Origin of the sequence: Shewanella goraebulensis (assembly GCF_030252245.1) — a bacterium.
GTDB classification, from domain to species: Bacteria; Pseudomonadota; Gammaproteobacteria; order Enterobacterales; family Shewanellaceae; genus Shewanella; species Shewanella goraebulensis.
Map to the genome: position 1 here is coordinate 1,322,039 of NZ_CP126972.1, position 23,353 is coordinate 1,345,391.

At 42.6% G+C, this 23,353-nt stretch carries 19 protein-coding genes and 7 tRNA genes; 11 read left to right on the forward strand and 15 right to left on the reverse strand.

Annotation, left to right across the window (positions count from 1 at the left end):
• Positions 1-10: 10 nt before the first annotated feature.
• The 9 genes from ychF (at position 11) to QPX86_RS05490 (ending at position 2,884) form a co-directional block, all read left to right on the forward strand.
• Entirely contained in the window at positions 11-1,102 is a 1,092-nt protein-coding gene (gene ychF / locus QPX86_RS05450) for a redox-regulated ATPase YchF (protein ID WP_285164582.1), read from the forward strand.
• A 215-nt stretch (positions 1,103-1,317) separates the two neighbouring features.
• A tRNA-Met gene (locus QPX86_RS05455) sits at positions 1,318-1,394 on the forward strand.
• Between the two features lie 124 nt (positions 1,395-1,518).
• Positions 1,519-1,603: transfer RNA gene (locus QPX86_RS05460), tRNA-Leu, on the forward strand.
• Between the two features lie 47 nt (positions 1,604-1,650).
• Positions 1,651-1,725, forward strand: a tRNA-Gln gene (locus QPX86_RS05465).
• Between the two features lie 26 nt (positions 1,726-1,751).
• A tRNA-Gln gene (locus QPX86_RS05470) sits at positions 1,752-1,826 on the forward strand.
• Between the two features lie 5 nt (positions 1,827-1,831).
• A tRNA-Met gene (locus tag QPX86_RS05475) sits at positions 1,832-1,908 on the forward strand.
• A gap of 108 nt (positions 1,909-2,016) precedes the next feature.
• Positions 2,017-2,101: transfer RNA gene (locus QPX86_RS05480), tRNA-Leu, on the forward strand.
• Positions 2,102-2,158: 57 nt separating this feature from the next.
• A tRNA-Gln gene (locus QPX86_RS05485) sits at positions 2,159-2,233 on the forward strand.
• Between the two features lie 168 nt (positions 2,234-2,401).
• A complete protein-coding gene (locus tag QPX86_RS05490) occupies positions 2,402-2,884 on the forward strand; it encodes a GNAT family N-acetyltransferase (RefSeq protein ID WP_220751416.1) in 483 nt (160 codons plus the stop codon).
• 48 nt (positions 2,885-2,932) lie between these two features.
• On the opposite strand, the gene QPX86_RS05495 is transcribed toward QPX86_RS05490, so the two are convergent.
• The 15 genes from QPX86_RS05495 to QPX86_RS05565 all read right to left on the reverse strand — a co-directional run bounded on the left by QPX86_RS05495 (position 2,933) and on the right by QPX86_RS05565 (position 19,357).
• Complete coding sequence (locus QPX86_RS05495) at positions 2,933-3,895, reverse strand: AgmX/PglI C-terminal domain-containing protein (RefSeq protein WP_285164583.1); 963 nt, start codon at positions 3,893-3,895, stop codon at positions 2,933-2,935.
• A gap of 1 nt (position 3,896) precedes the next feature.
• Positions 3,897-4,427 (reverse strand): ExbD/TolR family protein, encoded by a 531-nt coding sequence (locus QPX86_RS05500; protein ID WP_220751420.1) that lies wholly within the window; start codon positions 4,425-4,427, stop codon positions 3,897-3,899.
• Positions 4,424-4,972 carry a biopolymer transporter ExbD gene (locus tag QPX86_RS05505; RefSeq protein ID WP_220751421.1) on the reverse strand — a complete coding sequence of 183 codons (549 nt, stop codon included), beginning with the start codon at positions 4,970-4,972 and terminating at the stop codon, positions 4,424-4,426. Before QPX86_RS05505 ends, QPX86_RS05500 begins: the two co-directional genes overlap by 4 nt.
• A 4-nt stretch (positions 4,973-4,976) precedes the next feature.
• Complete coding sequence (locus QPX86_RS05510; protein WP_055025747.1) at positions 4,977-5,630, reverse strand: MotA/TolQ/ExbB proton channel family protein; 654 nt, start codon at positions 5,628-5,630, stop codon at positions 4,977-4,979.
• A 102-nt stretch (positions 5,631-5,732) separates the two neighbouring features.
• Positions 5,733-6,077 (reverse strand): hypothetical protein, encoded by a 345-nt coding sequence (locus QPX86_RS05515; protein ID WP_055025746.1) that lies wholly within the window; start codon positions 6,075-6,077, stop codon positions 5,733-5,735.
• Position 6,078: 1 nt separating this feature from the next.
• Positions 6,079-6,864: a tetratricopeptide repeat protein gene (locus QPX86_RS05520; RefSeq protein ID WP_285164584.1), complete on the reverse strand. Its 786-nt coding sequence runs from the start codon at positions 6,862-6,864 to the stop codon at positions 6,079-6,081.
• On the reverse strand, positions 6,839-10,168 hold the full coding sequence (locus tag QPX86_RS05525) for a tetratricopeptide repeat protein (protein WP_285164585.1): 3,330 nt from the start codon (positions 10,166-10,168) through the stop codon (positions 6,839-6,841). Before QPX86_RS05525 ends, QPX86_RS05520 begins: the two co-directional genes overlap by 26 nt.
• Positions 10,155-12,476 carry a tetratricopeptide repeat protein gene (locus tag QPX86_RS05530; RefSeq protein WP_285164586.1) on the reverse strand — a complete coding sequence of 774 codons (2,322 nt, stop codon included), beginning with the start codon at positions 12,474-12,476 and terminating at the stop codon, positions 10,155-10,157. The genes QPX86_RS05525 and QPX86_RS05530 overlap by 14 nt, the downstream gene beginning before the upstream one ends.
• Positions 12,477-12,479: 3 nt before the next feature.
• The gene (locus tag QPX86_RS05535; protein WP_285164587.1) at positions 12,480-13,040 is read right to left on the reverse strand and encodes an AraC family transcriptional regulator; all 561 of its coding nucleotides are present in this window, start codon (positions 13,038-13,040) and stop codon (positions 12,480-12,482) included.
• A 36-nt stretch (positions 13,041-13,076) separates the two neighbouring features.
• Positions 13,077-14,234 carry a DUF3570 domain-containing protein gene (locus tag QPX86_RS05540; protein ID WP_231919061.1) on the reverse strand — a complete coding sequence of 386 codons (1,158 nt, stop codon included), beginning with the start codon at positions 14,232-14,234 and terminating at the stop codon, positions 13,077-13,079.
• A complete protein-coding gene (locus tag QPX86_RS05545) occupies positions 14,221-14,469 on the reverse strand; it encodes a DUF4266 domain-containing protein (RefSeq protein ID WP_055025741.1) in 249 nt (82 codons plus the stop codon). The genes QPX86_RS05540 and QPX86_RS05545 overlap by 14 nt, the downstream gene beginning before the upstream one ends.
• A gap of 4 nt (positions 14,470-14,473) precedes the next feature.
• Positions 14,474-14,977, reverse strand: coding sequence for a TlpA family protein disulfide reductase (locus QPX86_RS05550; RefSeq protein WP_285164588.1), 504 nt, complete (start codon positions 14,975-14,977; stop codon positions 14,474-14,476).
• 93 nt (positions 14,978-15,070) lie between these two features.
• Positions 15,071-15,742 (reverse strand): outer membrane beta-barrel domain-containing protein, encoded by a 672-nt coding sequence (locus QPX86_RS05555; protein ID WP_192022254.1) that lies wholly within the window; start codon positions 15,740-15,742, stop codon positions 15,071-15,073.
• Between the two features lie 38 nt (positions 15,743-15,780).
• The gene (locus QPX86_RS05560) at positions 15,781-16,593 is read right to left on the reverse strand and encodes an SH3 domain-containing protein (RefSeq protein ID WP_285164589.1); all 813 of its coding nucleotides are present in this window, start codon (positions 16,591-16,593) and stop codon (positions 15,781-15,783) included.
• A gap of 52 nt (positions 16,594-16,645) precedes the next feature.
• Positions 16,646-19,357: an HzsA-related protein gene (locus tag QPX86_RS05565; RefSeq protein WP_285164590.1), complete on the reverse strand. Its 2,712-nt coding sequence runs from the start codon at positions 19,355-19,357 to the stop codon at positions 16,646-16,648.
• Positions 19,358-19,610: 253 nt separating this feature from the next.
• On the opposite strand from QPX86_RS05565, the gene QPX86_RS05570 reads away from it, so the two are divergent.
• Positions 19,611-20,882 carry a hypothetical protein gene (locus tag QPX86_RS05570; RefSeq protein ID WP_285164591.1) on the forward strand — a complete coding sequence of 424 codons (1,272 nt, stop codon included), beginning with the start codon at positions 19,611-19,613 and terminating at the stop codon, positions 20,880-20,882.
• Positions 20,883-20,884: 2 nt separating this feature from the next.
• Positions 20,885-23,329 (forward strand): LamG domain-containing protein, encoded by a 2,445-nt coding sequence (locus tag QPX86_RS05575; protein ID WP_285164592.1) that lies wholly within the window; start codon positions 20,885-20,887, stop codon positions 23,327-23,329.
• The last annotated feature ends 24 nt before the right edge of the window (positions 23,330-23,353 follow it).

Genomic DNA, 23,353 nt, shown 5'->3' on the forward strand with positions numbered 1-23,353 from the left:
GGTAACAAATATGGGTTTTAAATGCGGCATTGTTGGTTTGCCAAACGTAGGTAAGTCAACACTATTTAATGCATTAACAGAAGCAGGAATTGAAGCAGCTAACTTCCCGTTTTGTACCATTGAGCCAAACACAGGTGTTGTTCCTGTACCGGATTCTCGTTTAGATAAGTTAGCAGCGATTGTTAACCCAGAGCGTATTTTACCAACAACGATGGAATTCGTTGATATTGCTGGTTTGGTTGCAGGTGCGTCTAAAGGTGAAGGTTTAGGAAACAAATTCCTTGCTAACATCCGTGAAACTGATGCTATTGGCCATGTTGTTCGTTGTTTTGAAGATCCAAACATCGTTCACGTTGCTAACAAGGTTGACCCTGCTGGCGATATCGAAGTGATTAACACTGAATTAGCCCTCGCTGACTTAGATAGCTTAGAACGAGCTATCTTCCGTCAACAAAAGCGTGCTAAAGGTGGCGACCAAGAAGCTAAATTTGAAGTTGAAGTATTAGAAAAAATGCGTCCAACTTTAGATGAAGGCCAAATGTTGCGTTCATTAGAGTTAAGCAAAGAAGAAATCGCCGCAGTTGCGTACCTTAACTTCTTAACGCTTAAGCCTACTATGTACATTGCTAACGTTCCTGAAGATGGTTTTGAAGATAACCCGCATTTAGATGCTGTTAAAGCGATTGCTGATACAGAAAATGCTGTGGTTGTTGCAGTTTGTGCTGCAATAGAATCAGAACTTGCAGAAATGGATGCAGATGACCGCGTTGAGTTTATGGCTGACCTTGGCCTTGAAGAGTCTGGTCTTGATCGCGTTATTCGTGCAGGTTACGACTTACTCGATTTACAAACTTACTTCACAGCAGGCGTAAAAGAAGTTCGCGCTTGGACTGTTTCAGTAGGCGCAAGTGCACCACAAGCTGCTGGTGTTATCCATACTGACTTTGAACGTGGTTTTATTCGTGCTCAAGTAATGAGCTATGATGACTTTATCGAGTTTAAAGGTGAAGCCGGCGCTAAAGATGCGGGTAAATTACGTGTCGAAGGTAAAGGTTATATCGTTAAAGATGGCGATGTTATGCATTTCCTATTTAACGTTTAGTCGGTATTTTCAAACTATAATAGTCTGAAGATCACCGATAAAGAGTATTGAGGTTAGCTTTATTGGGATATTTTGTCGATTTGACGCTCAGTTTGGTGAACTTATAGCCGAACAACAACAATTGATGAAAATAGCTAAAAAAAGCAGTTGACCTCGATACTCTGAATAAGCATAATACGCCCCGTCCTCACGACGAGGGCAAGTAAGAATGAAGTGGCAATGTAGCTCAGCTGGTTAGAGCACAGCACTCATAATGCTGGGGTCGCAGGTTCAAGTCCCGCCATTGCTACCATCTTCTCAAGATGTAAAAGATGAGATTTGCTAGTTAGTTAAAATCAGTTTGATTTTAGAAATATGACTGGCTACCTTCTCAAGGTTAAATGAGCATCGTGTTCTGGATGTTAAACAGAGTCAGTGCGGGAGTGGTGGAATTGGTAGACACGCCAGATTTAGGTTCTGGTGCCGTAAGGTGTGAGAGTTCAAGTCTCTCTTCCCGTACCATTATTAAGAAAGCTGGCTTATAGCGGGTTTTTTAAAAAGCTTTAGATTGGGATATCGCCAAGTGGTAAGGCACCGGGTTTTGATCTCGGCATCCCCAGGTTCGAATCCTGGTATCCCAGCCATTTTAAAGTAAGTAGTAAAAGATTATTGGGATATCGCCAAGTGGTAAGGCACCGGGTTTTGATCTCGGCATCCCCAGGTTCGAATCCTGGTATCCCAGCCATCTTCGGCAATGTAGCTCAGCTGGTTAGAGCACAGCACTCATAATGCTGGGGTCGCAGGTTCAAGTCCCGCCATTGCTACCATATTTTGAAGGTAGAATAGAGGGTCATCCTTTTACTACTTAGTTAGAAAAGAGCAAGAAACAGAGTTTACTCATGATGTAAATGAGTTTATTCTGGTAAAAATTTGATGCGGGAGTGGTGGAATTGGTAGACACGCCAGATTTAGGTTCTGGTGCCGTAAGGTGTGAGAGTTCAAGTCTCTCTTCCCGTACCATCAAATTTTTCTTCAATATGTACATCTTCCTAGTTTAAGTTATACATATCCAAATTTTGGGATATCGCCAAGTGGTAAGGCACCGGGTTTTGATCTCGGCATCCCCAGGTTCGAATCCTGGTATCCCAGCCAAATTTAGCCTCACGGTTAAAGCAAAAGCCCGTCTTATGACGGGCTTTTTGTTGCTTAAAATTTAGTATCAGCGTTATGCTTGAAGCACTCTAGTACTTAACAATGGCGCTTTGATTATTCAGAGCCCTAACGGCGTTTGTTATTAGCGAGCTATCTTTAGAGAATGTGATGCAGATAAACAAGATTGAACCATCAATGTGGCAAGCGATTTTTGAGTTACAGTGTCAGGTCTATACTGAGATTGAGCCAGAAAGTTTGCAGGTGTTAAGAGGCAAGTGGCTACATTCGCCTCACTGCTGTTTTGTACTGCAAGATAAAGCGGATAACATCCTTGCTTACTTGCTCGCTCACGAATGGCACGATGAAACGCCTCCTAAGCTTTATCAGCCTCTTTTAAATGAAAATAAAGGGGATAGGCTGTTCTTACATGATTTAGCAGTTTCTAAAGCACTTAAAGGCAAAGGCGCTGGTAAAAAAATGGTAACCCAGTTAATTGATATTGCTAAAGCTGGTCATTACCAACACATTCAATTAGTCGCGATTCAGCATTCAGTGCCATTTTGGCAGAAAATGGGCTTTAGCATTGATGTAAATAATGTCGCCAGTGAGACTTATGGCGACAATGCGCAAGTGATGGTGCTAACCCTATAAAAAATACGGCCTATTGGCCGTATTTTTGTTTGTCGTTAATGCGATTAACTAGCTGGGTAAGAAGTCTATGGCCCAAATTGTCGTCATGGTCGCTACATCCTCAGCAGGAAAGCTGATTGAACGTAAAACAACCTTTAATTGGCGTTCTAATTTCGGGTTATTTAATTGGCTCGATTGAATATCGACACGACTAATGCTGCCGTTTGGTTGAATTTCAATTTCGAACATGACTTTACCTTTAAGAAAAGGATCTTTTCTCAAGGCACGGTTATACAGTGCATACAATCGTGCTTTGTTGGCCTCAAGGGTACGTCTTAACGCCGCTTCAGAACGTTGACCTGCAGAACTTGCCTCACGATCAATTTCTGCATTCGCCCCTGCGACAGCTAATACCTCTTCTTCAGCTAACCGTATTTGCTGGGTATTTTTAGTGCTAATCGCATCAGATACCACGGTTTGTTGCACGGTCGAAGTCGATAAGCTTTCACTTTGTGTATTAGCCGCTGCGGCAAGTAATTTGCGTTTTACTTTCACTTCTTGGGCTTGGTTTTGCTCAAGGTTACTTTGCGCTGCAGGTTTAACATCAAAAGCTTCACGCATCGAAAAAAGCTCATCTTTCATGGCTGCAAGGCCTGACTTTTGTGCTTTCTCTTTTGCTGCCTCTCGAGTTGTTGGTTGCACCTTCGGTGGTTCTTCCACTTTCTCGACAGGTTTTTCTTCGAGTTTTTCTGGTTCGGGTTCTGGGATAGGTTCCTCTTTTGGCTTTTCAGGTACTGGAAGTTGTTTTTCTTTCAGCATGATTTTGGCCAGTTGAGGTGGCAATTGCTCTTTGACTTCCCTTGGCACTTCCACTTGTTTTAAAAAAGGGACACCAACACCAAAGATGACATAAACCACCAGTAACAAAATTAAGATTTGTTTGAATAATCTATCTTGTCTACTTGGTTTAAACATATCACCGATATCAGAAAAGCTATTATCACTGCTATGAGTAAGGCTTACTGTGGTCATATTAGCCCTCACTCTGTGTTTTACTGGCTTGTTGCTCAACAGCGAGTGACATATTGCGATAGCCTGTTTCAGCACATGCAGCCATAATTTGTTTCAACACCAGGTAAGGCGTGTCAGAGCCTCCTATGATGGTGACCGCTCGTCCTTTTTCCTTTTCGGACTCTGTCAATTCAACACGCTTGCTAGCTTGATAGGTCAGCTCTGTGGTGATAGCGGCAATAAATTGCGCATTTTCTTGTTCGCTAAAATTGGGTTTATCGTCAGAGTTTTGCCACACTGCACGCTCTTGAATGAGCACAGTGTCTGGCAATACAGTGATAACCAGGTTCTCAACAGGCAGTTCTTCGGCAATCGATATTGGCAATTTTATCTTTTCGATATTTTGCAATACCCGCACTTCTGATTGGTTCACAATCAAAAAGAAAACCAAGATTGTGAAAATATCCATTAATGCGACAAGATTAAGTTTACCGCCAGCTTTAAAGCGCTTGTGGTGCTTTGCAAGACGCTTAGCTCTTGAAGATTGCTTCATGGCTGGCCTCCTGCGGTTGTACTGCTTGCACTTTGCTCAAGGCTATTTTCTGGGGCGTCGCCTAATGAAATAAGCGGAAATAACTCAGCATCCACTAAATTGGCGGCAACCACAGCTTTATATGACCTAACGGTATCCATTGTCGTGACGATGGTTTGGTAATCGACATTGGGCTCAAGCAACAACACGATATCTTTTTTCTCAATGGCTTGTTGTTGAAATGTCAGCTTCAAATCTTGTAAATATACAGATAATGCCTTGAAGTCATAGCCTTCGTCAGTTATTTCAAAACGTTTAAGTAAAATACCCGCAGGGTAGTTAAGGGTTAAGTGATTCGAGGTGATCACCAGCTCAAGTACCTTAGGTTCTTGATCTTCATCAGCTTGCTGAGATTCTGCAGACACAGGTAGTTGCAGATTTAAAATCCGCACTTGTGAAAACACTAAACTAAGCAGCAATACTGGCACTAACACGATCATCAAGTTCATAAACGAAGTGATATCGAGTTCAGCGTCTTCGGTATTGGGGCGACGACGGCGTCTCATAGTATTAGCCTCGATCAGAATCCGTATGCTTATTAAATGACAAAGAGTTAAGTAACTTAATGCCTGCCATTTCAATTGAATCTACAATCGTTGCTGTTTTCGTTTGTAGGGTTGAGTGGAATAAAATCAGTGGGATAGCTGTGATCAAGCCAAATGCTGTGGTGTTCATTGCAACTGAGATACTTGATGATAATAGATTGGCTTTTTCTGCTGGATCGGCACTTGCCACAGCAGAGAATGCAGCGATTAGGCCCATAATGGTACCGAGAAGACCGAGTAAGGTGGCGATATTGGCTAAAGTTGCAATAAATGGTGTGCGCTTTTCTAGCCTCAGCATGTATTCCATGATGGTTTCTTCCATCGCATATTCCACATCTTCACGACGATCAGCTTGAGAGATACGAACAATCCCTGATTGGAGGACGTCAAATACTGGCGCTTTATTGTTTTGTGCATGCTGGCTGATGGTTGCAACGTCGCCTTTTTTTAATGCCTCTTTAATCAGTGCAAAGGCTTTTTGATTAGTGCGATGTGCTGAACTTAAATATAACCAGCGTTCAATCGTGATCGCTAAACCTACCACGAGCACTAATGCGATAGGGTAAATGAATGGGCCGCCATTTTGTAAAAATGCAATGATATGGTCGGTAAAACTCATGATATTTTCCTTTTTATTGAGTTGAACGAATAGTTCTTATTAACTCGTCCTAATTGTTTTGAATCGTTAGTTACGTGTTTTCGGGTAAATTTTTATTATTGATTAATCGTTATTGGTCTTACTCTTGTTAAGGCTGAACTCTCTTACTTGTTGTTGAAACTGCTTCGGATGTATCGGGTTAAATTCAGGTAAGGTGACTTGCATGTCAGTATCCTGAATCGCAACGGGATTTGTAATCCCTTGCCAAGGCATGATGTAGAGAACTTTGGGTTGCTCTTGCGTGCCGGTCACCTTGGTTTCAATCAGTACGGGGTTATTGGGCGAGCTAGCAGGTTCGGCCGCATGTGTTTGAATTGCTGATAGGCAAAAAATACAAAACAATCCACCATTACGCAGCATTGAGCTGACAAAGCGCTTGAGTGTTGCTGAAGGAATAAATGTCGACATATTAACTTTCTCCTTCAGGCAAGGTTAAACCTGCACGCTGAATTTTAATTTCTAAGCCTGCCAACCAACGCTGAGCAAGTTGATCATCTGGTTTTAAGCGTAAATAAGATTGGTAATAGTGGCGAGCATCTAGCAATTTGCCTCTATAAAGCTCCAGTAAAACCGCAAGGTTAACTTGCGCTTCTGGGTAATTAGGCCAAATTTCAAGTGCCGTTAAGTAACCTTGTTCAGCTTGTTCAAACTTGCCTTGGGTTTTGGCTATGTTAGCTTTGATTTGATGGGCATAAGGGTTAGTTGGGTTGGCACTAATGGCATTGGCTAAATGTCCGTTAGCTTTATCTAACTGGTTTTGATTGAGGGCAATAATAGCTTGGTTAACATAGGCACCTGACAGTTGTGGTTCTGCGTTAATGATTACAGAAAACATCGCATCCGCTTGTTGCCACTCTTGTTGCTTCATTAACGCTATCGCCTGCTGATATTGCTCTAATACAGAGGCTGGAACGTTTGCCAGCTTTTGCTTAGCCTCTGCTTCATAAGCATTCACTTGGCTTGTTGCTGAGCTTGTTTGTAATGATGACTCTATCGATGCTTGGGCACCATTTGTGGTGTCTACTAGCTCAACTAATGCTGCCGAATCACTTTCTAACTCAGTGATGTTGTCGTTTTGGTTTTCTGCAACTTGAGTGTTGCTACATCCTTGTATTAAAGCAAAAAAGCTTAACCATAGACTTTTTCTAGTCATACAAATAAGCGGCGCTTTAATGAATCGCTTCAATAACATCATGAGTTACCTCCGGTTTGTTATATAAGGCGGGGGATAATTCAGTGAGTGTGGCAAAGCTTTTACCTACCCATTGGTCGTATATATTTTGCCAAGCACGTTGCGAGTTACTGATGTGGATCTCAATCGCTTTTTCTTCAAATGGGTAGGCCAATTCTTCTAACAAGATTTCATATTCTTCTAGTGCCAGTTCATCTAAATCTGATGGGCGCTCAGAGTCCATAACATCGGCCGCCAGTTGACGATACATCTCTGCAAGTTCATAAGTGGCTTGGGGCACATATTGTGCTTGCTGGAAATCTAATACTTGCTGGTAATAGTTAATTGCAAGTTTCATTTCATCTTGTTTACGTTTTAACGTCTTGTTGAGCGGCGCTGTTAGCTTAATGGTTTTAAATGTTTGCTGATGAGCTTTGGCAAGCGAAATTGCAGCAATGGAAGCGATAACGACCTCACGATTGCCAATAGCTATAGCTTGTTGGCGCTGTGTTTTGTCGGCGCTGAGAATTTGGCGATACCAATAGTATTCTTTGTTCGGTTCATTGGATACTTGGTAAAACCCACTCATTTTTAGGCGTACTTCTTGGGCTAAATCAAACGGCTTAGGGTAAGTTCTAGCGTAGGTTCTGAAGGTTAAACGGGCTTTTTCGGTATTGCCTGCCTTTAGGTAATACTCTGCAGCTGTGTACTGGGCTTCACGTTTTAATTCTGTTGAGGGCTGATTAGCAACGATAATCAGCAACTGCTCTGCGGCAAGCTCCCATTCTTCTAATGCTTCGTAAGATTGCGCCAATTTAGCGGGGATCGTGGCGCTAAATTCATGGTTTGGATATCGCTGCTGAAAGGGCACTAAGACCTCAATAGCTTGTTGCCATTTTTGTTGGGAAAGCAAAATATTGGCAGCCTCAAATTGGCCGTTTATCGCATATGGTGACTCTGGCACTCTGGTACTGATCCGTTTCAAATCCATCACGGCTAAAGCTGGGTTTTCCGCCTTATTGGCTTGGGCTTGAAAGTAGATACTGGATGCCAATAAATTGCGCATTTCTGTTTTGGCTTTATGCTGCTGTGGCTTTAGATTTGTGCTGGCATTGAGGTAATTCAGGGCGATGTCGTAAGCCGATTCTGCCTGAATATAGTGTGATTGTTGGTACAAACTATGGGCATACAGTTGGCTGACAACTTGTACTTGTGTTAATGCAACACTTGATAAGGCTTGCCCGTGACGCAAGTGATTACTGACTTGGGAGTTATCGTAACGAATAAGCCTGCTCTCTGGCTCGTTTCCAGCTTGTTGATTTACCGCTAGCGCAGCATGCGCATTTTCTTCGCTGTCATTTTTGTTGCTGGTATTACTATTGCTATTTGCCTGATTAATCACTTTGTGGCGCAGTAATACAAATTGACTGAACTGGATTAAATCATCAAATTGCTTGGCGTTAAATGCATACTGTGCGCCATCGGTAGCAAGCTCTAACGCGCGTTTATCAAGTGGGTGGTTGGCAATAAATAGCTTATCTAAGCGGGTTCGCTCCGAGATGATGGATTGTCTTTTTGACTGACTTATTGGTGTTATTTCATCGCCTTTTACCACTGACTCATCATGTTGTGACAATATGGCTCGGATGGTCAACGTGGTCGCAAATGCCGCTTTTTGCTGTAAGGCAAGTTGCTCTGCAGGTAGGGCGAGCGCATCTTTTTGTGCATAAGCGATAGCCTCATAACTGATTAAGGCTTGTTTAAATTGCTGCGCTTCATAGTTTGCATCAGCAAATAGATACTCGTCACCGTGAATAGGTTTGGTCAGTAAAGATTGAGCTTGTGGCAACTTAGCAAGTTGTAAGTAAACACTTAAAGCACTTGCAGCGGTTTTAAATCCATCTATGCGAGCTTGCCCTGGTGGAAGTTGTTGTGCACTGGCATACAGGCGACGACTGTGCTCGTCACTGAAGGCTAATAAATGCGGTAACACTTCTTGCTGCTGTGCGGTATTAGCGTGAGTCCAAAATTGGCTAGATAAGCCATATTGTTCAACGTACTGATTTTTAAGACGGTGCATCGAGGCGAACTTGCCTTGCTGTTGATATAAATCCAGCAAAGCTAATGAGTAACGCGCAGCCCAAATGTTATTTTTGTCAAATTCAATATAAGTTTGATAAGTCAGCTCTGCGTCATGCTGTAGCTCTTTTTTAAGTAAAAATTTGGCCAAATTATCAAACAGTACATGTTGATATATCGTCAGGTAAGGGGATGACTTTTGTTGGTTTACCAAGTTAAGCAGTGAGCGAGATTGCTCTTGTTGAGACAATGAAATACTCAGTACGCGTTGCGCATCGATAGCCAGATTTTGGTAGCGGCTTGCTAACTTGTTAAATTCAAAACTGGTTTGGGTTAACTGTTCATTATCAGTACTAATTAATTCTTCGTTTGCCGCAATGATGTTATCAAACACCTGCAAAAATCTTGCATCCGCTTCGGGTAATCGATTGAGCTTAAATAGCGCCCAACCCGACATGTAAATACTATTGATGAGATATTTGTCATTGTCGTTTGCCGACTCTACTTGCTGATAAGCTTGAATCGCAGCAGGGTAATCTTGCAAGTTGTAATAAATCTCACCACGGCGGAAGTTGAGTTCTGCCCGATATTGAGTATTAGGGTAGCGAGTCAGTAATGACTCCATTTCGATTAAGCTTGCATCTATCTCACCCTGCACATCGAGTGCTTTCGCAAGTTGGTACTGCAAGTGTTCATTCTCGGCTCTATCCGGGTAACGGTTCAGTAATACTTGGTATTCTGCAATAAGCTTATCGAGCTGTTGATCATTGTGTTTTAGCTGAGTTAACGCCAGCTGCTCAGCTTCTTGCGGTGACATGTCAGTCTGTTGACTGGCAACTTCATCAAAGGCTTCGCCAAACATTTGTTCTTCTAAATGTTCTGATTTGATTTGAACTAAGCGATATTCAACATGAGTTCGCACTTCTGGATCTGGCTCTAACGTCAGTAGTTGCTGGTAAATTAATGCTAACTTCGCTTTTCGCTGAGCTTGGCTTAATTGCTGTTTTTCATAGTTTACTTGAGGCTGGCTATTGGCTAAATCTGTCAATGTTGGTCGCTGTTGTTTGCTTGACGTTGGCGACTCATCGGTTAGCTGGCAACCCGCTAGACTGATTAACACTAAGCAACTTACCAATCGTGATACACCAAAGCGTTTAGGAAGAGTTAAGGCCACATTGCTACCAAGGCTTGAAACATTGCTAGTGTCAGAGTTGTTGGCTTGTAAAGCGAGTGGGTTAGTGCGCTGCATAATGCTTCTCCACTTGCTTGAAATGAGCGGTCAATGAACTCAGTGGAGAATGTTCCTGACGGGGCATGAGCTTAGTTGTGTTCAAGTTATCAGAGGTAATAGCTTTGCTCGGTGTTATATCTTGCTGGCTCATTCTTTCCAGTACCGCTGCCATTTCATGGCGTGAAGTCAGCAGTAACTGCGTTAGCTGTTGACGTTGATTTTGGGTAAATAGGCGCAGCTTTTGCTGAATCGTTAGCTGTGTTTTGTCACTTGCTTGCTTGATATCACGCGTAATATCTTCGATTTGTTTGGCTAAATTCTGCTGACGGATATCATACTCAGTGGCACCTTGTTGAGATTGCGAGACTGATTTAAAACGAACATATTGAGCATTTAATACTTGTAATTGGGTGTCGATGTCTTTTAATAGCTTTTTGTGTTGCCATAAACGTGGAATAAAAGATTGTTGTAGCTGCCAATTCAGCGCGCCTTCTACTCGTGTTAGTCGGAGTAAATCATCTTCTGTGTCACGTGTTGAGGCAATGTTAGCAAGTGCTTGTTTGCTTGATTCAATCCGCTGTAACCATGCTTGTTCGGTACTATTGGCAAACAGTTGCATTTGCTGGAAGGTAATTTCATCGACAGGAACATCGACAGCTTGGATCTGTTTGCTAAGTTGCTGCTTGCGTTCGGTTAGTTGGCTAATAAGATTTTCATAATCGCTTAATTGCTGTTGAGATAACCTTTTTTCTCTACGCTGCTTATTTAAATCGATAGTCTCAGCGAGCCAGTCACTTTTACGTTGTTGCTGAGTAAGGTTCTGTTCCAATAGGGATAAACTGGCTAATGTCGTAAAGTCATTTTTCAATGCATTGTCTGTTAGCGCTTTTTCAAGCCAAGGCTGCTTTTCGAGTGCTTCAGGACTTAACCCTTGCGGGGTTAATGCGCTTTGCATTATTAGGCTTGTGTTAAAGCGAGTTTCTAGTACTGCTTCAAAAGCGTCTAATTGTGCTAATTGTTCAAGATAAAGTGCTTCTGCGTCTTGGTAGCTTGTTAGACTTTGTTCAAGGCTTTGTTGCTCTCGAACCTGAGCGGCCAGTAATATTGCCGATTGCCAACCCATCAAAGAATAAGGATATTGGCGTTTTAGTAGATCCAATAGCGCTAATGAAATGGGATATTGCTGCAATTGCTGTGCTGAAAATGCATATAAAAATAACGCTGATTCGGTATAAGGGCTCTGTTGGGGAAAGTCTTTTAATTGTGTAAATGCTGCTTGAAATTGACCTTGTTTGACATACGACTGCGCTAATAACAGTTGCGCATAATCATTGATCGCTTGCTGCTGTACTTGCTGATCAGATTCTTGGGCTGTAACGCTTTTTTGGCTGTTTTCGATATTTTCAGCTGTCATTGGAGCGGTAAGTTCTGAAGGCGTTTTTTCAGTGAACAAGCTTTGCCAAAAGCCCGTTTCAGTTTCAGCTAAAGGCATATTTTTTATTGTAATGAGCAGGGTTTCAGCTTGTTGATACTGCTTTTGTTCAATGAAATGCAGCGCTTGGTTTAGCATAACGTAAGCCGATAACGATGAAGAAGCTGACTGGTTATCAGTTGGGTTATCGTGATTGATAGAAGCAGATGCATTAACACCACCCGCAATCTTTGCCATTATGGCAGGCTCGTTAGGCCAATAAGCCAGTTGGTTAAGAATGTGGTATTGCTCAATATAGCTGTTAGGGACTTGGGTAATACGCTGCAACGTTTGCTGAGCTTGGTATGGCTGACCTTGCTCTATTTGCTGCTCTGATAATTGCAATAATGCAACTAACTTGAGTTCAGCGGGTGAAGTATTTTTTTGAGACTGAGAAGAAGTTTGATTGGCTTGGTTTTTGTTGCCAGTTAACGCTTGCTCAATTGCCAATGTTTGCTCAAATGAAGATAAGGTACGAGTCGCTTTTTGATGAAGACCAACTGATACTTGCAGCCCAGCTTCAAACAATTGACTTTTAGCAGTATCGGCATCAAATCGTTGTCGGTTAATGCTGACTTGCCTTAACGCTGCTTGATAATCGCCTTCAAAGTAGTAATACAAGGCTTGGCGATAAAGTTTATTGCGCAGTACTTGGTTTGCTTGAGTCGTGACTTCAGTATTAGCAGTGGTCACAGTGCTTACTTCAGTTGCTGAAACACTGTTGCTGAAACCAATAGCGAATGTCATCAGACACAGTAGCGACAAAAACTTCGTTTTAGCTGGTTTATCTCGCTCTGAATGACGATATTGTTTACTAACATCGCCGGCTTGGGTTCGTTGAAGCACTGGTATCATCTGTTATAAAACCCATTCTTCAACGCTAACATCAGCTCGGTAACTTGATTCGCTGTCTTCAAGCTTTAATTCAACCATGATGGTTTCATCTGTCTTTTCAAAAGGGTGGTTGACTGCTCTTTGTATCGTGCGTCCTTCTGCATCAATGCCGGTGAATATTGCTGTTAATTGATGCTGGCCAGTTTTTAAATTGCCCATATATAGTTTTTGAATGCCGCCTTTTTCAAGCGCGCGGCGCTGACGCTGGGTATATAAAAATCCAGCCACATCTTGGTTATTTATTTTTAGCTCGACGCTATCTAAGGTAAAAAAACGTCCAACATCCACAGAGACAAAGACCGCTATTTGCGTGCTGGCAGGGAAAAGTAAATCCTCTTCTAAAATAAACAAATCACGATTGAGTTGAATGACCTGGCTTTTAATATCTTCAAGTTCGCTACCAATACCGCTTTGCGCTTGTGAGGCATCTGCCGCGACGACTGGCGATACTGAGATACATAAGCTCAAAAAGAGCGCGTACAGTGCTCGTTGAGATAAGCTGAAAAATTGTTGTGTTCGTTTCATATTATTGCCTTGGACGCAGCGTTGAATTGCGTACTACTAAAAATAAATACTGTAAAAAGCACGAATGACATTGGCTGAAAAGCTATAGAATGGCTCATTACCGACACCACCTTCAGCGGTAGGATCTCTGAAGTTGCTATAGTCAAAGGTAATGTAATCCCATTGCAGGCTGGCCTCTGAGCGGTTATCTCCAAAGGACAGGCTTTCAGGCATTAAATAAGTCACGCCTAAACCTAAGGTTAAGTCATTAAAATCACTAAGCTCTTTATCTCGAGCGAGATAATTCTGGGCATCTTGATAAGGGAACAGATCACTATAAAACTCAGCTTGAGTTTGTTGGTAATAGCGCACTTTAAACTCCAGCTCTAAGTAGTCACCAATCGGGTGACGATAGCCAAGCTCCACATCATTGGCATTGATTTCCCAGCTATCATTAAAGTATCGGTAGTGAAAAAATAGCGCTGCACGATAGGGAAGAAAGTAACTGGCTGACAATTTACTCGAAAAGGAGTTACGGGTTTCAGGGTACACTTCGGATTGATAGCCTACCCCTGAAGGGCTGGTAGTATCGATAAAACGTACTGTTCTATATGGGTTATTAAGGTAGCCTTCATCGGCAATTGCTTCAAAATTAAGTTGTGCAGTTAAGTTACGGGTTAAAATCTGACTGATGCCCGCACGAATTCGATATTGTTGGCTTTGCTCTTCAAATAGGTCATCACCGTTTCGGCGAATTTCATTGTCACCGTAAGACACTCCGAGACTAAGATTGGTTAAGTCGCCAAAGGTATCTTGCGAAACGTTAATACTAAAAGACTGGGCAAGGTAATCGTCTTCGTCACTTTGCCTAGCATTAAACGTCATTAGGGTTTTGTCATTTAGGTATTCAACACCAATTTGACCTTCATGACGTTTTTCAGTGTAAGGGCTGGCAGTACTGAGTACATCCACTGACGCAGAAGAAATACTGTCTAGATAATAATAACCTGTGAAAGCTAATGACTCGGAGGCCTTCTTTCGCAGCAGCACAGAAGGACCGTCAATTTTCATCCCGCCGCCTTCGTAACTATGATAAAGCGCATCGGCTCTATCTGGCTCTAAAACAGCCGCCCATGATAAAGGGACATTTATGCTAACGAGCAGCAATGTGATTAGCTTACATACTGTAAGGTTCATTATTCTAGTTACAGCCACAACCACCGCCTCCCGTACCTTCAGCGCCTCTTGCTGATTCACGCGCTTCAAGCACATGAGCTACATGCATATTGGCAATTGGGTGGCGACCAAAACGCATAATAGGGTCGGCTAAGTTTTGGCGCTCGTAAGGTTTTACCCAAGGCTCTATATCAAGACTAGAGCAAGCTGAGAGCGTTAATAATGAGCTTAATCCCGCACTTAACATGATGAGCTTTGTCATAGAAGACTTCATAGCGTTACTCTCTGATTAGTTTCTTGATAGCTGCGGCGTACTTTTTCTCATAGCCGTCTTGATAACCTAAGAAAACGTATCGTACGACACCATCACGATCGACCATCACAGTGGTTGGCATAGCTTTCACGTCATAGGTTTCTGAAAGGGAGTTAGTTTCATCAAAAAAGATAGCAAAGCTTAAATCTAAGTCTGCTAGGAAGTCTTTACCGGCTTGGTTTTCTTGCTCGACATTAATCCCCCAAACTGCGACACCTAAGTCTTGGTACTTATCTTGTAATTTTTGCAGTACGGGCATTTCTTTACGACAAGGTCCACACCAAGATGCCCAGAAGTTAATTAAGATAATATTGCCACGCTGCTCAGACAGCTTTTGGTTTTCGCCTTGCATATTTTTAAGGGTAAAATCTGGCGAAACTTGCCCGGTTGTCACCGCATTTGCTTGCGCGGTAAGTCCCAGCGTCGCAGCCAATACTAAGCTTTTAAGGCTCTGATTTAATTTAAACATTAATAATCCTTTATTGTTTTTATTCTGTCTTTCACTGCCTGTTATTGTTCGTTACTCAGTTGCTTATTGCGCTATGTAAACAATAACCTCAGGTTAAAAGTAAACGGCTATGCCGGTTGCAAAGGTCAAGTTATGAGTCGTTTTACTTGAGCCAGTGATTTGGGTGTCAAAAATGTAGTCACTCATGGCCAGATCCCAAGCAACCCAATCAGTTAAAAATACTCGATAGTTAGCAGTTAAGTTGACAGTAAACTGTTCATCACCAGCAAACTCAGTGCTGCCGCCACCTAATTCAAATGAAAAGACACTGTTGAACACTAAGTCTTCACTGAAAAAGATTTCGCCAGGTAGAAAGTTATACCCAATATTCAGCCCGTAATAGCGCATTTCACGTTCTTCATCTGTCAACAGTGGGGCTGTATTAGCTAGCTTTTCAAAACTGGTATCACCGCCTTCAGCTATGGCGTAACGGGCTTTGACATAAAAGTGTTCACTGATGTGGTAGCCTAAATGTGCACTAATCCAAGGGCTATTTTCGAAGTCTTCAATCGACATTAAGCCGCCTTGTAAACCGATCTCGAAATTTTCGGTATCTAATACATCGTCCAACACTTCACGACGCTCAACATCGGCTTTAACACCAACACTGTTTGGGTTTTCTTGAGCTAAGGCTCCAGCGCTGAAACTGAGCCCTAGTGCCAGCAAGCAATAAGTGAATCGGCTTTTCAAAGCGGTTTTAGCACGGCTTGTTATTGTTGTTTTCATTGCTACCTTCATGACGACTTTGATGTTAATTAATATGTTTAGAAAAATACGCTAAAACCGAGTTGCCAAGATTGCAGTTGCTCATTTTCATCTCGGTCGGTTAATGCCAGAGAAAACTTATATTCAGCCCGTAAAATAAAGTTACGGCCTAAGTGATATTTAAGGCCTGCTGCCGCACTCATTAAGGTGTTTTCACGTGATTGTGAATCTGCAATAACACTGTGAGGGCTAGTTTTAATAATGCCACCGCCAACACCAATATATGGACTAACTACCCATTCAGGAAAAGGATGGCTAATTAACATGGCTTCGAATAAATCACTGTCAGATATACTGCCAAGTGCTTTACCAGCTGATATTTCAGCGCTAAATACAGGGGTAAATACATAGCCGAGTTGGATGGTGTAAAGGTTTGCACCTTCAAAATCGCCGTACATTACCCCGGCTTCCCAATCTCGATTAAGGTATGCATCAGTCCCGAGCTGTGTTTGTTCAACGGCTTGTCCATGTTGACTAAAACCGAACAAATCATCTTCGTGAAACCAACCTTCAACCCCACGTTTGTCACGCACTTTTATCCAAGCCGTTCGCTTGACTAACACGGTCACTTCTTCACTTTGTTCTACCACATGCACTACAGGGTAGCCTGCGCTTGGGCCTGAATGTAGCTCGATAAAAGGCACGTCTATGGTCAATGTTGCTGCTGTATTTGTGTCTTGGTATGAATCGACTGTGGTGTCACGTTCAGGAATGGAAGTAGGCTCAGCCGCAAGGGCATAGCAAGGAAGCATCATTGCCATAGACAATAATATTGGGCTTAACCACTTCATGGTAAATGGATAATTAAACATGGTTTCCTTGTTGTAACATCATCATTCCTTTATGTGCTGTTGTCAGTGTTTACTACTCTTGTGTATAAAAAGGGGTGTTGTAATATTGCGCCCCAATATCTATCCACTCAGCGATTAATTTGAGTTCGTCGGCAGACAGCATGTTTTGATGAGTGACATCATTCATGGTGTCAAAAAAGTTGCTGCTAGCGCTTGCGCCGTTAGTTGACATGATGGCTGGCACATTTACTGTCGTCATAACCGGAATTGGGTTACCTTCAGCATCAAGAATAAGCTCACCTTCGCTATCAACTTGATAGACAATATTGCCATCAGCGTCGAGAACCACGACTAAGCGATCGACGATAATGCCATCAATGTCTTCTTGTTCGACATCATTGAAAAACAATTCTCGATAGCTAGTAAAGTGTGCAGGTTGGTCAGTGGACGGCGTTGCTATTAATTCAAGCTGCCCAGCTGGTACTTGGGCAAGGTTATTGTCATCAACAATGCTATGGCAGCCAGTGCAGGTGTTATCTGCAAGAACAGCTAAGGTCGTTTCATTTATTGCAAGGCGCTGCAAATCCCACAATGGTTGTATATGTTCTTCATAATTAATCTGAATTCGGCAATAAGCATTCCAATTGTTAAAGCACTCACTACCATTTGGCGCTGGTGTAGCAAGGTTTTGGTAGGAATAATCTGTACTGGGATTAACCGTAGACAATGCGGGGTTGGTCCAGCGATCTTCGTAGGTTAAGTTAACCGATAACTCGGCGATACCATTAACCATCGCATCAGCTTGAGCCATGGTTTGCCCTTGAGTGGGAATGATGTTTTGTGTGGCGTTTGTAAAAGCAGCGCCGCCCGTTGCTCCGGGGTTAATTGATTCAGCTTGCGCATCATAACGGCCGTGGGGTAATTGACTGTTTGCAGTATGACAGCCTTTACATTGCAGTGTTTCACCCGGCTTTAAACTAATCCATTGGCTATGACGCCCACCAATACGTTGACCTGATGCATCCAATACGCTGATAGCTAAAGGAACATTAGCTGGGACTTTAATTTTTACAGAGCCATCAGGTTGTATTGGCGTGTAACCAATAATTTCACGCATTAGCTGATTGCGACTACGACCAAAATCTGTATTAGGAATATCTCTGACTTCATCTGATGGCATAGGCACGCCACGAACCACTTTTAAAAAACGTGCAGGTAGCTCAGTTGCACGTGTTTGGGTTGGATCGCTGAGTTGGCTAATCCCGCCTAAATTGGCACTACTGTCTTGACCGTCAAAGTCATACACACTGCGAATATCAATGGCTGCTGCCAGCTCTTCGTGTAGTTGCGCATCAAGTTCATTGCCGATCACTTTATTGGCTATAAATGTTTTTGGCTGTGAACTCGGTTGCATGACTAAGGCTTCAGTAATCACTTTTCCTTCTTCACTATCAGCGACTAATTGCTGAGTTCCATCGGCATCATTTAATAGCCAAAGCTCGTACAAGGGATCGGCAAGTTCAAGTGTGGGATCCAATAACTGTTCATCAGTTAGCTGGCCGCAAGCACGAATTTGCTCTTCAATCACGACACGACATAAATCCCAACTTAATAAATAGCGCTGACTATTATCAGGTAGCGGCGTTAAATGGGTTAATCGTCCAGAAGGAGAAAGGTTATCTGAGAAGTTAAAGTTAAACTCGAAACTGAATGCTAAATCGTTAATGGCACTATCGTTAGCACCAGACGCAAAGGTTGGCTGTTGGTTATCAGTAAACTCTTCGATATTAATCACCACAGGGCGCTTTTGGTAGCTGGTTTCGTCTTGTGAAGAGAGTAAAAGTAAGATCTCACCATTCGGCAGCTGTTGTGGTTTAACAAATTCGATAAGTTCATCTTGCTGATCGAAGGCTACTTGATGTGAATGCCAGCCAAACATCAACTGATTATCGGTGCCATCAGGGGTCATTTCATACAGGTTTATGCCCTTATTGCCGCCCATATTATCCCAGCGACTGTACAAAATTTTACCGCTTTGCAGCACTAATGGGTGTGTGTCGTGGCTTAAATTAAAACTCAATTGCTCAATACTGCTACCATCGGCATTCATCACATGAATATTGAAGGTTTCATTATCTCGGCTTTCATCTAGGGCGGTGTATTGGGGCTTACCTTCATCTAATAAAATCGCTCTAGATAAACGCTGGCGAGTCGAAGCAAAAATGATGCGGCCGTCAGGTAAAAACGATGCCATGAGATCGTCACCTTGCTCAGCAGTGGTATCGCTGACAATCACTCGTTCAAGAGTTTGTGTTGCAAGTTGATAACGCCAAATATTCCAACTCGGTTGGTCCATTTCTTCCGCATCTTCAATTTCAGGCGCTCGAATTGACACTAAAAATTGTTGGCCATCATCTGAAACTGACAAATCTCGAATATCAATAGCCTGGATGGTGTCAGCAGGTGCATCTTCTGGCAGTAAATCAGCAAATAACTGGGCTGATATGTTAGTAACAGGGGAGTCGCTAAAGGCATTTCGTTTGACGAAAAGCTGCGCGCCGGGATTAAACTGAGCAGGGTGGCGAGAATCAAAACTGGCAGATTGAGCACCTTCATCGCCATCTAAAGCGACAAGATCTCGTTGAATATAAATAACAGGGTATTCAACTAAAACAGGATCAGCTTGCTCATCCTTAATGGCTGTATCGGTATTACATCCTGTAAGATAAAAGAAGGCCAGAATGATATAGACGCACTTCCCTGCATAGCCCCAAATTGGCCTCATTTATTACCCTTAATACGCAATTGTTATTATTGTTATTGTTACATAGTAAAAATGTAATAATTCTTGACATTATTGCCGCCTAGTCTCAGTGTTTCAATACTTTTTAGCAAAAATTATTTTGCCAAGTAAAAAATAAAGTTAACAAAATAAAAACAACAAGCTTTATGATTTTAGAATACTCGATCATTGTCTGCGTTTTTATCTTATTGCTACTAAAGCAATTGTTAGCTAAGAACAATGACAAGGAGACAGTATGAAGTTGCAACTTTATACGCTTAAAAGTCGGCATTTTTTGAATGGAATTGATGTATCCCAGCTTAAAGTTCAACAAGGTATTACTCTGCTTTTGTTGTCATGCTTGACTATTTTTTCAGCAAACACCTCTGCTGGTACATTAGAGCAAGCCAAACAGTTACATGACAGAATCGCTGGTGTCCCAGCATCAGAGCAAACACTCAATGAGATGTATGTATTGCTCAGTGACAGTAAGCCAATTGAAGCGGCTTATTTAGCAATGGAAAACCCCGCTTTTTATTCGACTACGCTTAAATTATTTGCCACTCCATGGACCAATATTGATCAAGATAGCTTTGCACCATTAAATGATTACAGCGCTACTGTGATTGGTGCGGTTCGAGATGATGTGGATTTTAGGCAGTTACTTCAAGCTGATATGGTTTATGTGGGCGATAACAGTCTAAACCTTCCCGCTTATAGCACCCGTGATAATGCTCATTATCAGGCACTTGAAGATCAATTCATTGATTTAAAGTCAGGCCTAGAGCGAACCAGTCAATCCAGTGTTAACGGCTTACCTAGCGATGCAACAGCCGGGGTGCTTACAAGTCGCGCCGCGGCAAAAGCATTTTTCTATTTAGGCACTAACAGAGCGATGGTGCGCTTTACCTTGATGAATCACCTTTGTACTGATTTAGAGCCTTTAAAAGATAATACTCGCTCACCTGACAGAATTCGCCAAGATGTGAGCCGCAGCCCTGGTGGTGATAGCCGGTTATTTATCAATAACTGTTTGGCTTGCCATAGTGGAATGGATCCCCTTGCTCAAGGATTTGCATATTATCAATATGACTTTGATGTTGAGAGCGACCCTGATGGTGATAGTGGGGCAATTACCTATAACCAAAGCGGTCAAATAGATCCTGACACTGGCACCAGAGTACAGGGGAAATACCATATTAACTCCACCAGTTTCCCCTATGGTTACGTGACAGAAGACGATGAATGGCAAAATTATTGGCGTGAAGGTGTTAATCAAAAGCTTGGGTGGGACGAATCACTCAACGGTAAAGGTTTTGGGGCTAAATCATTAGGCCAAGAGTTTGCTAACAGCCAAGCATTCGCCCAATGCCAAGTTAAAAAAGTATTTAAAACCGTATGTTTAAGAGATGCAGAGTCAACTGAAGACATTAATCAGATTGCTGCTACAACTGCATCTTTTCAACAAAACTCATATCAACTCAAGCGTGTGTTTGCTGAAGTTGGCAATTATTGTATGGGAGAATAACGGTGATATTACCTCATAAAAACCTAACTTTACTCTCTGCTATTTGTTTGCTATTAACTTTATCCGCTTGTGGTGGGGGAGATGTCGAAAGCAATCCACCTCAACAGCAAGATCCTGGCTCAGATGCCTACACAGGTCCTGCGCCTGCTACAGAAGACATTCAAAAATATAAAGTGTCGCTGTGGGATAATATTTCAGGGCAAAATCGATGCGGAGCATGTCATACCGAAGGTAATCAAGCGCCGTATTTCGCCAGTCGAGAAAACGTCAACGACGCCTACGCTGCGACTAACCCATTAGTAGACTTAACAGATCCTGCGGCATCTCGTTTAGTTGAAAAAGTCGCTGGTGGCCATAATTGCTGGTTAGACAGTGATAGTGCCTGCGGTGAAACCATGACTTCATGGATCAAGCTGTGGGCTGATGAGCGAGTCAGCAGCGCCAATACCATTGAGCTGACATCACCAGTCATACGAGAACCAGGAGCCAGTAAAAGCTTTCCCGATGATAGCGGCTTATTTAGTCAGCATGTCTATCCTATCGTAAGCCAGTATTGCAGTGACTGTCATAATGAATCAGCAACGTTTGCCCAGTCGCCATTTTTTGCCAGCAATGACATTAATCAAGCTTATGAATCAGCCAAAAATGTCATCAATATTGATGAGCCAACCCAATCACGTTTAGTGGTTCGTTTGGGTAGCGAGTTTCATAATTGCTGGACTAACTGTCAGGAAAACAGCAATGAAATGCTTGCTGCGATTACAGCAATGAGTGATGCCATTGAAGTCGATGAAATTTCACCTGATATGGTGGTATCAAAGTCATTACTTTTAACTGACGGTATTACCGCATCCAGTGGCGGCCGTTTTGAAACTGATGTGATTGCGCTTTATCAATTTAAGACGGGTGAAGGTGCCATTGCTTATGACACATCTGGCATAGCACCAGAAGCCAATTTATCACTAACAGGTGATGTTGAGTGGCTAGGCAGCTGGGGATTATCTTTTACTAACGGCAAAGCGCAAGCCAGTACCGCAAATAGTAAGAAACTGCATGACCTTATTACCTCAACGGGTGAGTTTTCTATCGAGGCTTGGGTGACTCCAAACAATGTTACCCAAGAAGGCCCAGCAAGAATCGTCACCTATTCTGCAGGTGATGATGCGCGTAACTTCACGTTAGGTCAGACACAATATAACTATGACTTTATGTTGCGCACAGAAAGCTCAACAGTAAACGGTGAGCCTGGGTTAAGTACGCCTGATGCTGATGAAGTGCTACAAGCAACATTGCAGCATGTGGTACTGACCTACAATGCAACTCAAGGGCGACGTATTTATGTTAATGGCAACCTTATTGACGCCATTGACGAAGATATTGCGCCGCTTGCATCATGGGATGACAGCTTTGCATTAATACTAGGTCGTGAAGCCTCAAACCAGCATGTATGGCAAGGAGATATTCGTTTATTAGCGATTTATAACCGTGTACTCGAGCAAGAACAAATTAGCCAAAACTACGATGTTGGAGTTGGTGAGAAATTTTTCTTACTGTTTTCAGTCAGTCATTTAATTGATTTACCCGAAACCTACGTCATGTTCGAAGTCAGTCAGTTTGATAATTATAGCTACTTATTTACTGGTGCATCACTGGTGAATATTAATGGCACGCCTGTGGCGGACAATTTTGATATGCGCGGGATCCGCCTTGGCATTAACGGCAAAGAAAGCGCTCAGGGCCAGGCATACTCTAATGTCGATTTAACCATAGACAGTGGTCAAGAAATTGCAGAACCAATACCAATTTCGGCACTCGGCACGATTATTGGCCTTGAAAAAGGTGCCAGCCAAGATGAGTTTTTCTTAACTTTCGAGCAAATCGGTGAGCACGAAAATGTTCGCGTACCGGGTGTTGTCATCACACCAGAAGAACTCCCAGCCAGCACAGAAACATCGCATATTGGTCTACGTAATTTTGCTGAAATTAACCACTCAATGAGTGTACTGACAGGTGTTGCGCAAGATACCGCCAAAGTGTTCACGACTTATGATTTGGTTAAGCGTCAGTTGCCGAGTATTGAAAATATCGACACCTTTATTTCAGCGCAGCAAATGGGGGTAACGCAACTGGCCATTGCTTATTGTGATGTTGCTATTGACGACAACACGATTCGCACGGCTTGGTTTCCTGATGTCGACTTTAGCCTTGCACCTGCTGACGCATTAAATGCAGCGCAACGCCCAGCATTGCTTAATCCGCTCATTAATCAATTAATGCCGTTGAGTCTTGCAACCCAGCCAGATGCAACTGCTGTGTATGATGAACTGGACTCTTTGGTAAGCCACTTATCAGTTTGTGGTACAAACTGTAATGCAGAACGCACCCAAACGATTGCTAAAGCCTCTTGTGCTGCAGTGCTCGCTAGTGCTGTTATGTTGATTCAATAGGAGAGTAATAATGATAAAACAGCA

Bases quoted from the DNA above. Each gene is read 5' to 3' on its own strand.
- QPX86_RS05555 (WP_192022254.1), bottom strand. From the start codon at position 15,742: ATGAAAACAACAATAACAAGCCGTGCTAAAACCGCTTTGAAAAGCCGA.
- QPX86_RS05525 (WP_285164585.1), bottom strand. From the start codon at position 10,168: ATGCAGCGCACTAACCCACTCGCTTTACAAGCCAACAACTCTGACACT.
- QPX86_RS05520 (WP_285164584.1), bottom strand. From the start codon at position 6,864: ATGATGTTATTGAAGCGATTCATTAAAGCGCCGCTTATTTGTATGACT.
- QPX86_RS05565 (WP_285164590.1), bottom strand. From the start codon at position 19,357: ATGAGGCCAATTTGGGGCTATGCAGGGAAGTGCGTCTATATCATTCTG.
- QPX86_RS05550 (WP_285164588.1), bottom strand. From the start codon at position 14,977: ATGTTTAAATTAAATCAGAGCCTTAAAAGCTTAGTATTGGCTGCGACG.
- QPX86_RS05570 (WP_285164591.1), top strand. From the start codon at position 19,611: ATGAAGTTGCAACTTTATACGCTTAAAAGTCGGCATTTTTTGAATGGA.
- QPX86_RS05535 (WP_285164587.1), bottom strand. From the start codon at position 13,040: ATGAAACGAACACAACAATTTTTCAGCTTATCTCAACGAGCACTGTAC.
- QPX86_RS05490 (WP_220751416.1), top strand. From the start codon at position 2,402: ATGCAGATAAACAAGATTGAACCATCAATGTGGCAAGCGATTTTTGAG.
- QPX86_RS05495 (WP_285164583.1), bottom strand. From the start codon at position 3,895: ATGACCACAGTAAGCCTTACTCATAGCAGTGATAATAGCTTTTCTGAT.
- QPX86_RS05545 (WP_055025741.1), bottom strand. From the start codon at position 14,469: ATGAAGTCTTCTATGACAAAGCTCATCATGTTAAGTGCGGGATTAAGC.
- QPX86_RS05560 (WP_285164589.1), bottom strand. From the start codon at position 16,593: ATGTTTAATTATCCATTTACCATGAAGTGGTTAAGCCCAATATTATTG.
- QPX86_RS05505 (WP_220751421.1), bottom strand. From the start codon at position 4,972: ATGAGACGCCGTCGTCGCCCCAATACCGAAGACGCTGAACTCGATATC.
- QPX86_RS05500 (WP_220751420.1), bottom strand. From the start codon at position 4,427: ATGAAGCAATCTTCAAGAGCTAAGCGTCTTGCAAAGCACCACAAGCGC.
- QPX86_RS05510 (WP_055025747.1), bottom strand. From the start codon at position 5,630: ATGAGTTTTACCGACCATATCATTGCATTTTTACAAAATGGCGGCCCA.
- QPX86_RS05530 (WP_285164586.1), bottom strand. From the start codon at position 12,476: ATGATACCAGTGCTTCAACGAACCCAAGCCGGCGATGTTAGTAAACAA.
- ychF (WP_285164582.1), top strand. From the start codon at position 11: ATGGGTTTTAAATGCGGCATTGTTGGTTTGCCAAACGTAGGTAAGTCA.
- QPX86_RS05515 (WP_055025746.1), bottom strand. From the start codon at position 6,077: ATGTCGACATTTATTCCTTCAGCAACACTCAAGCGCTTTGTCAGCTCA.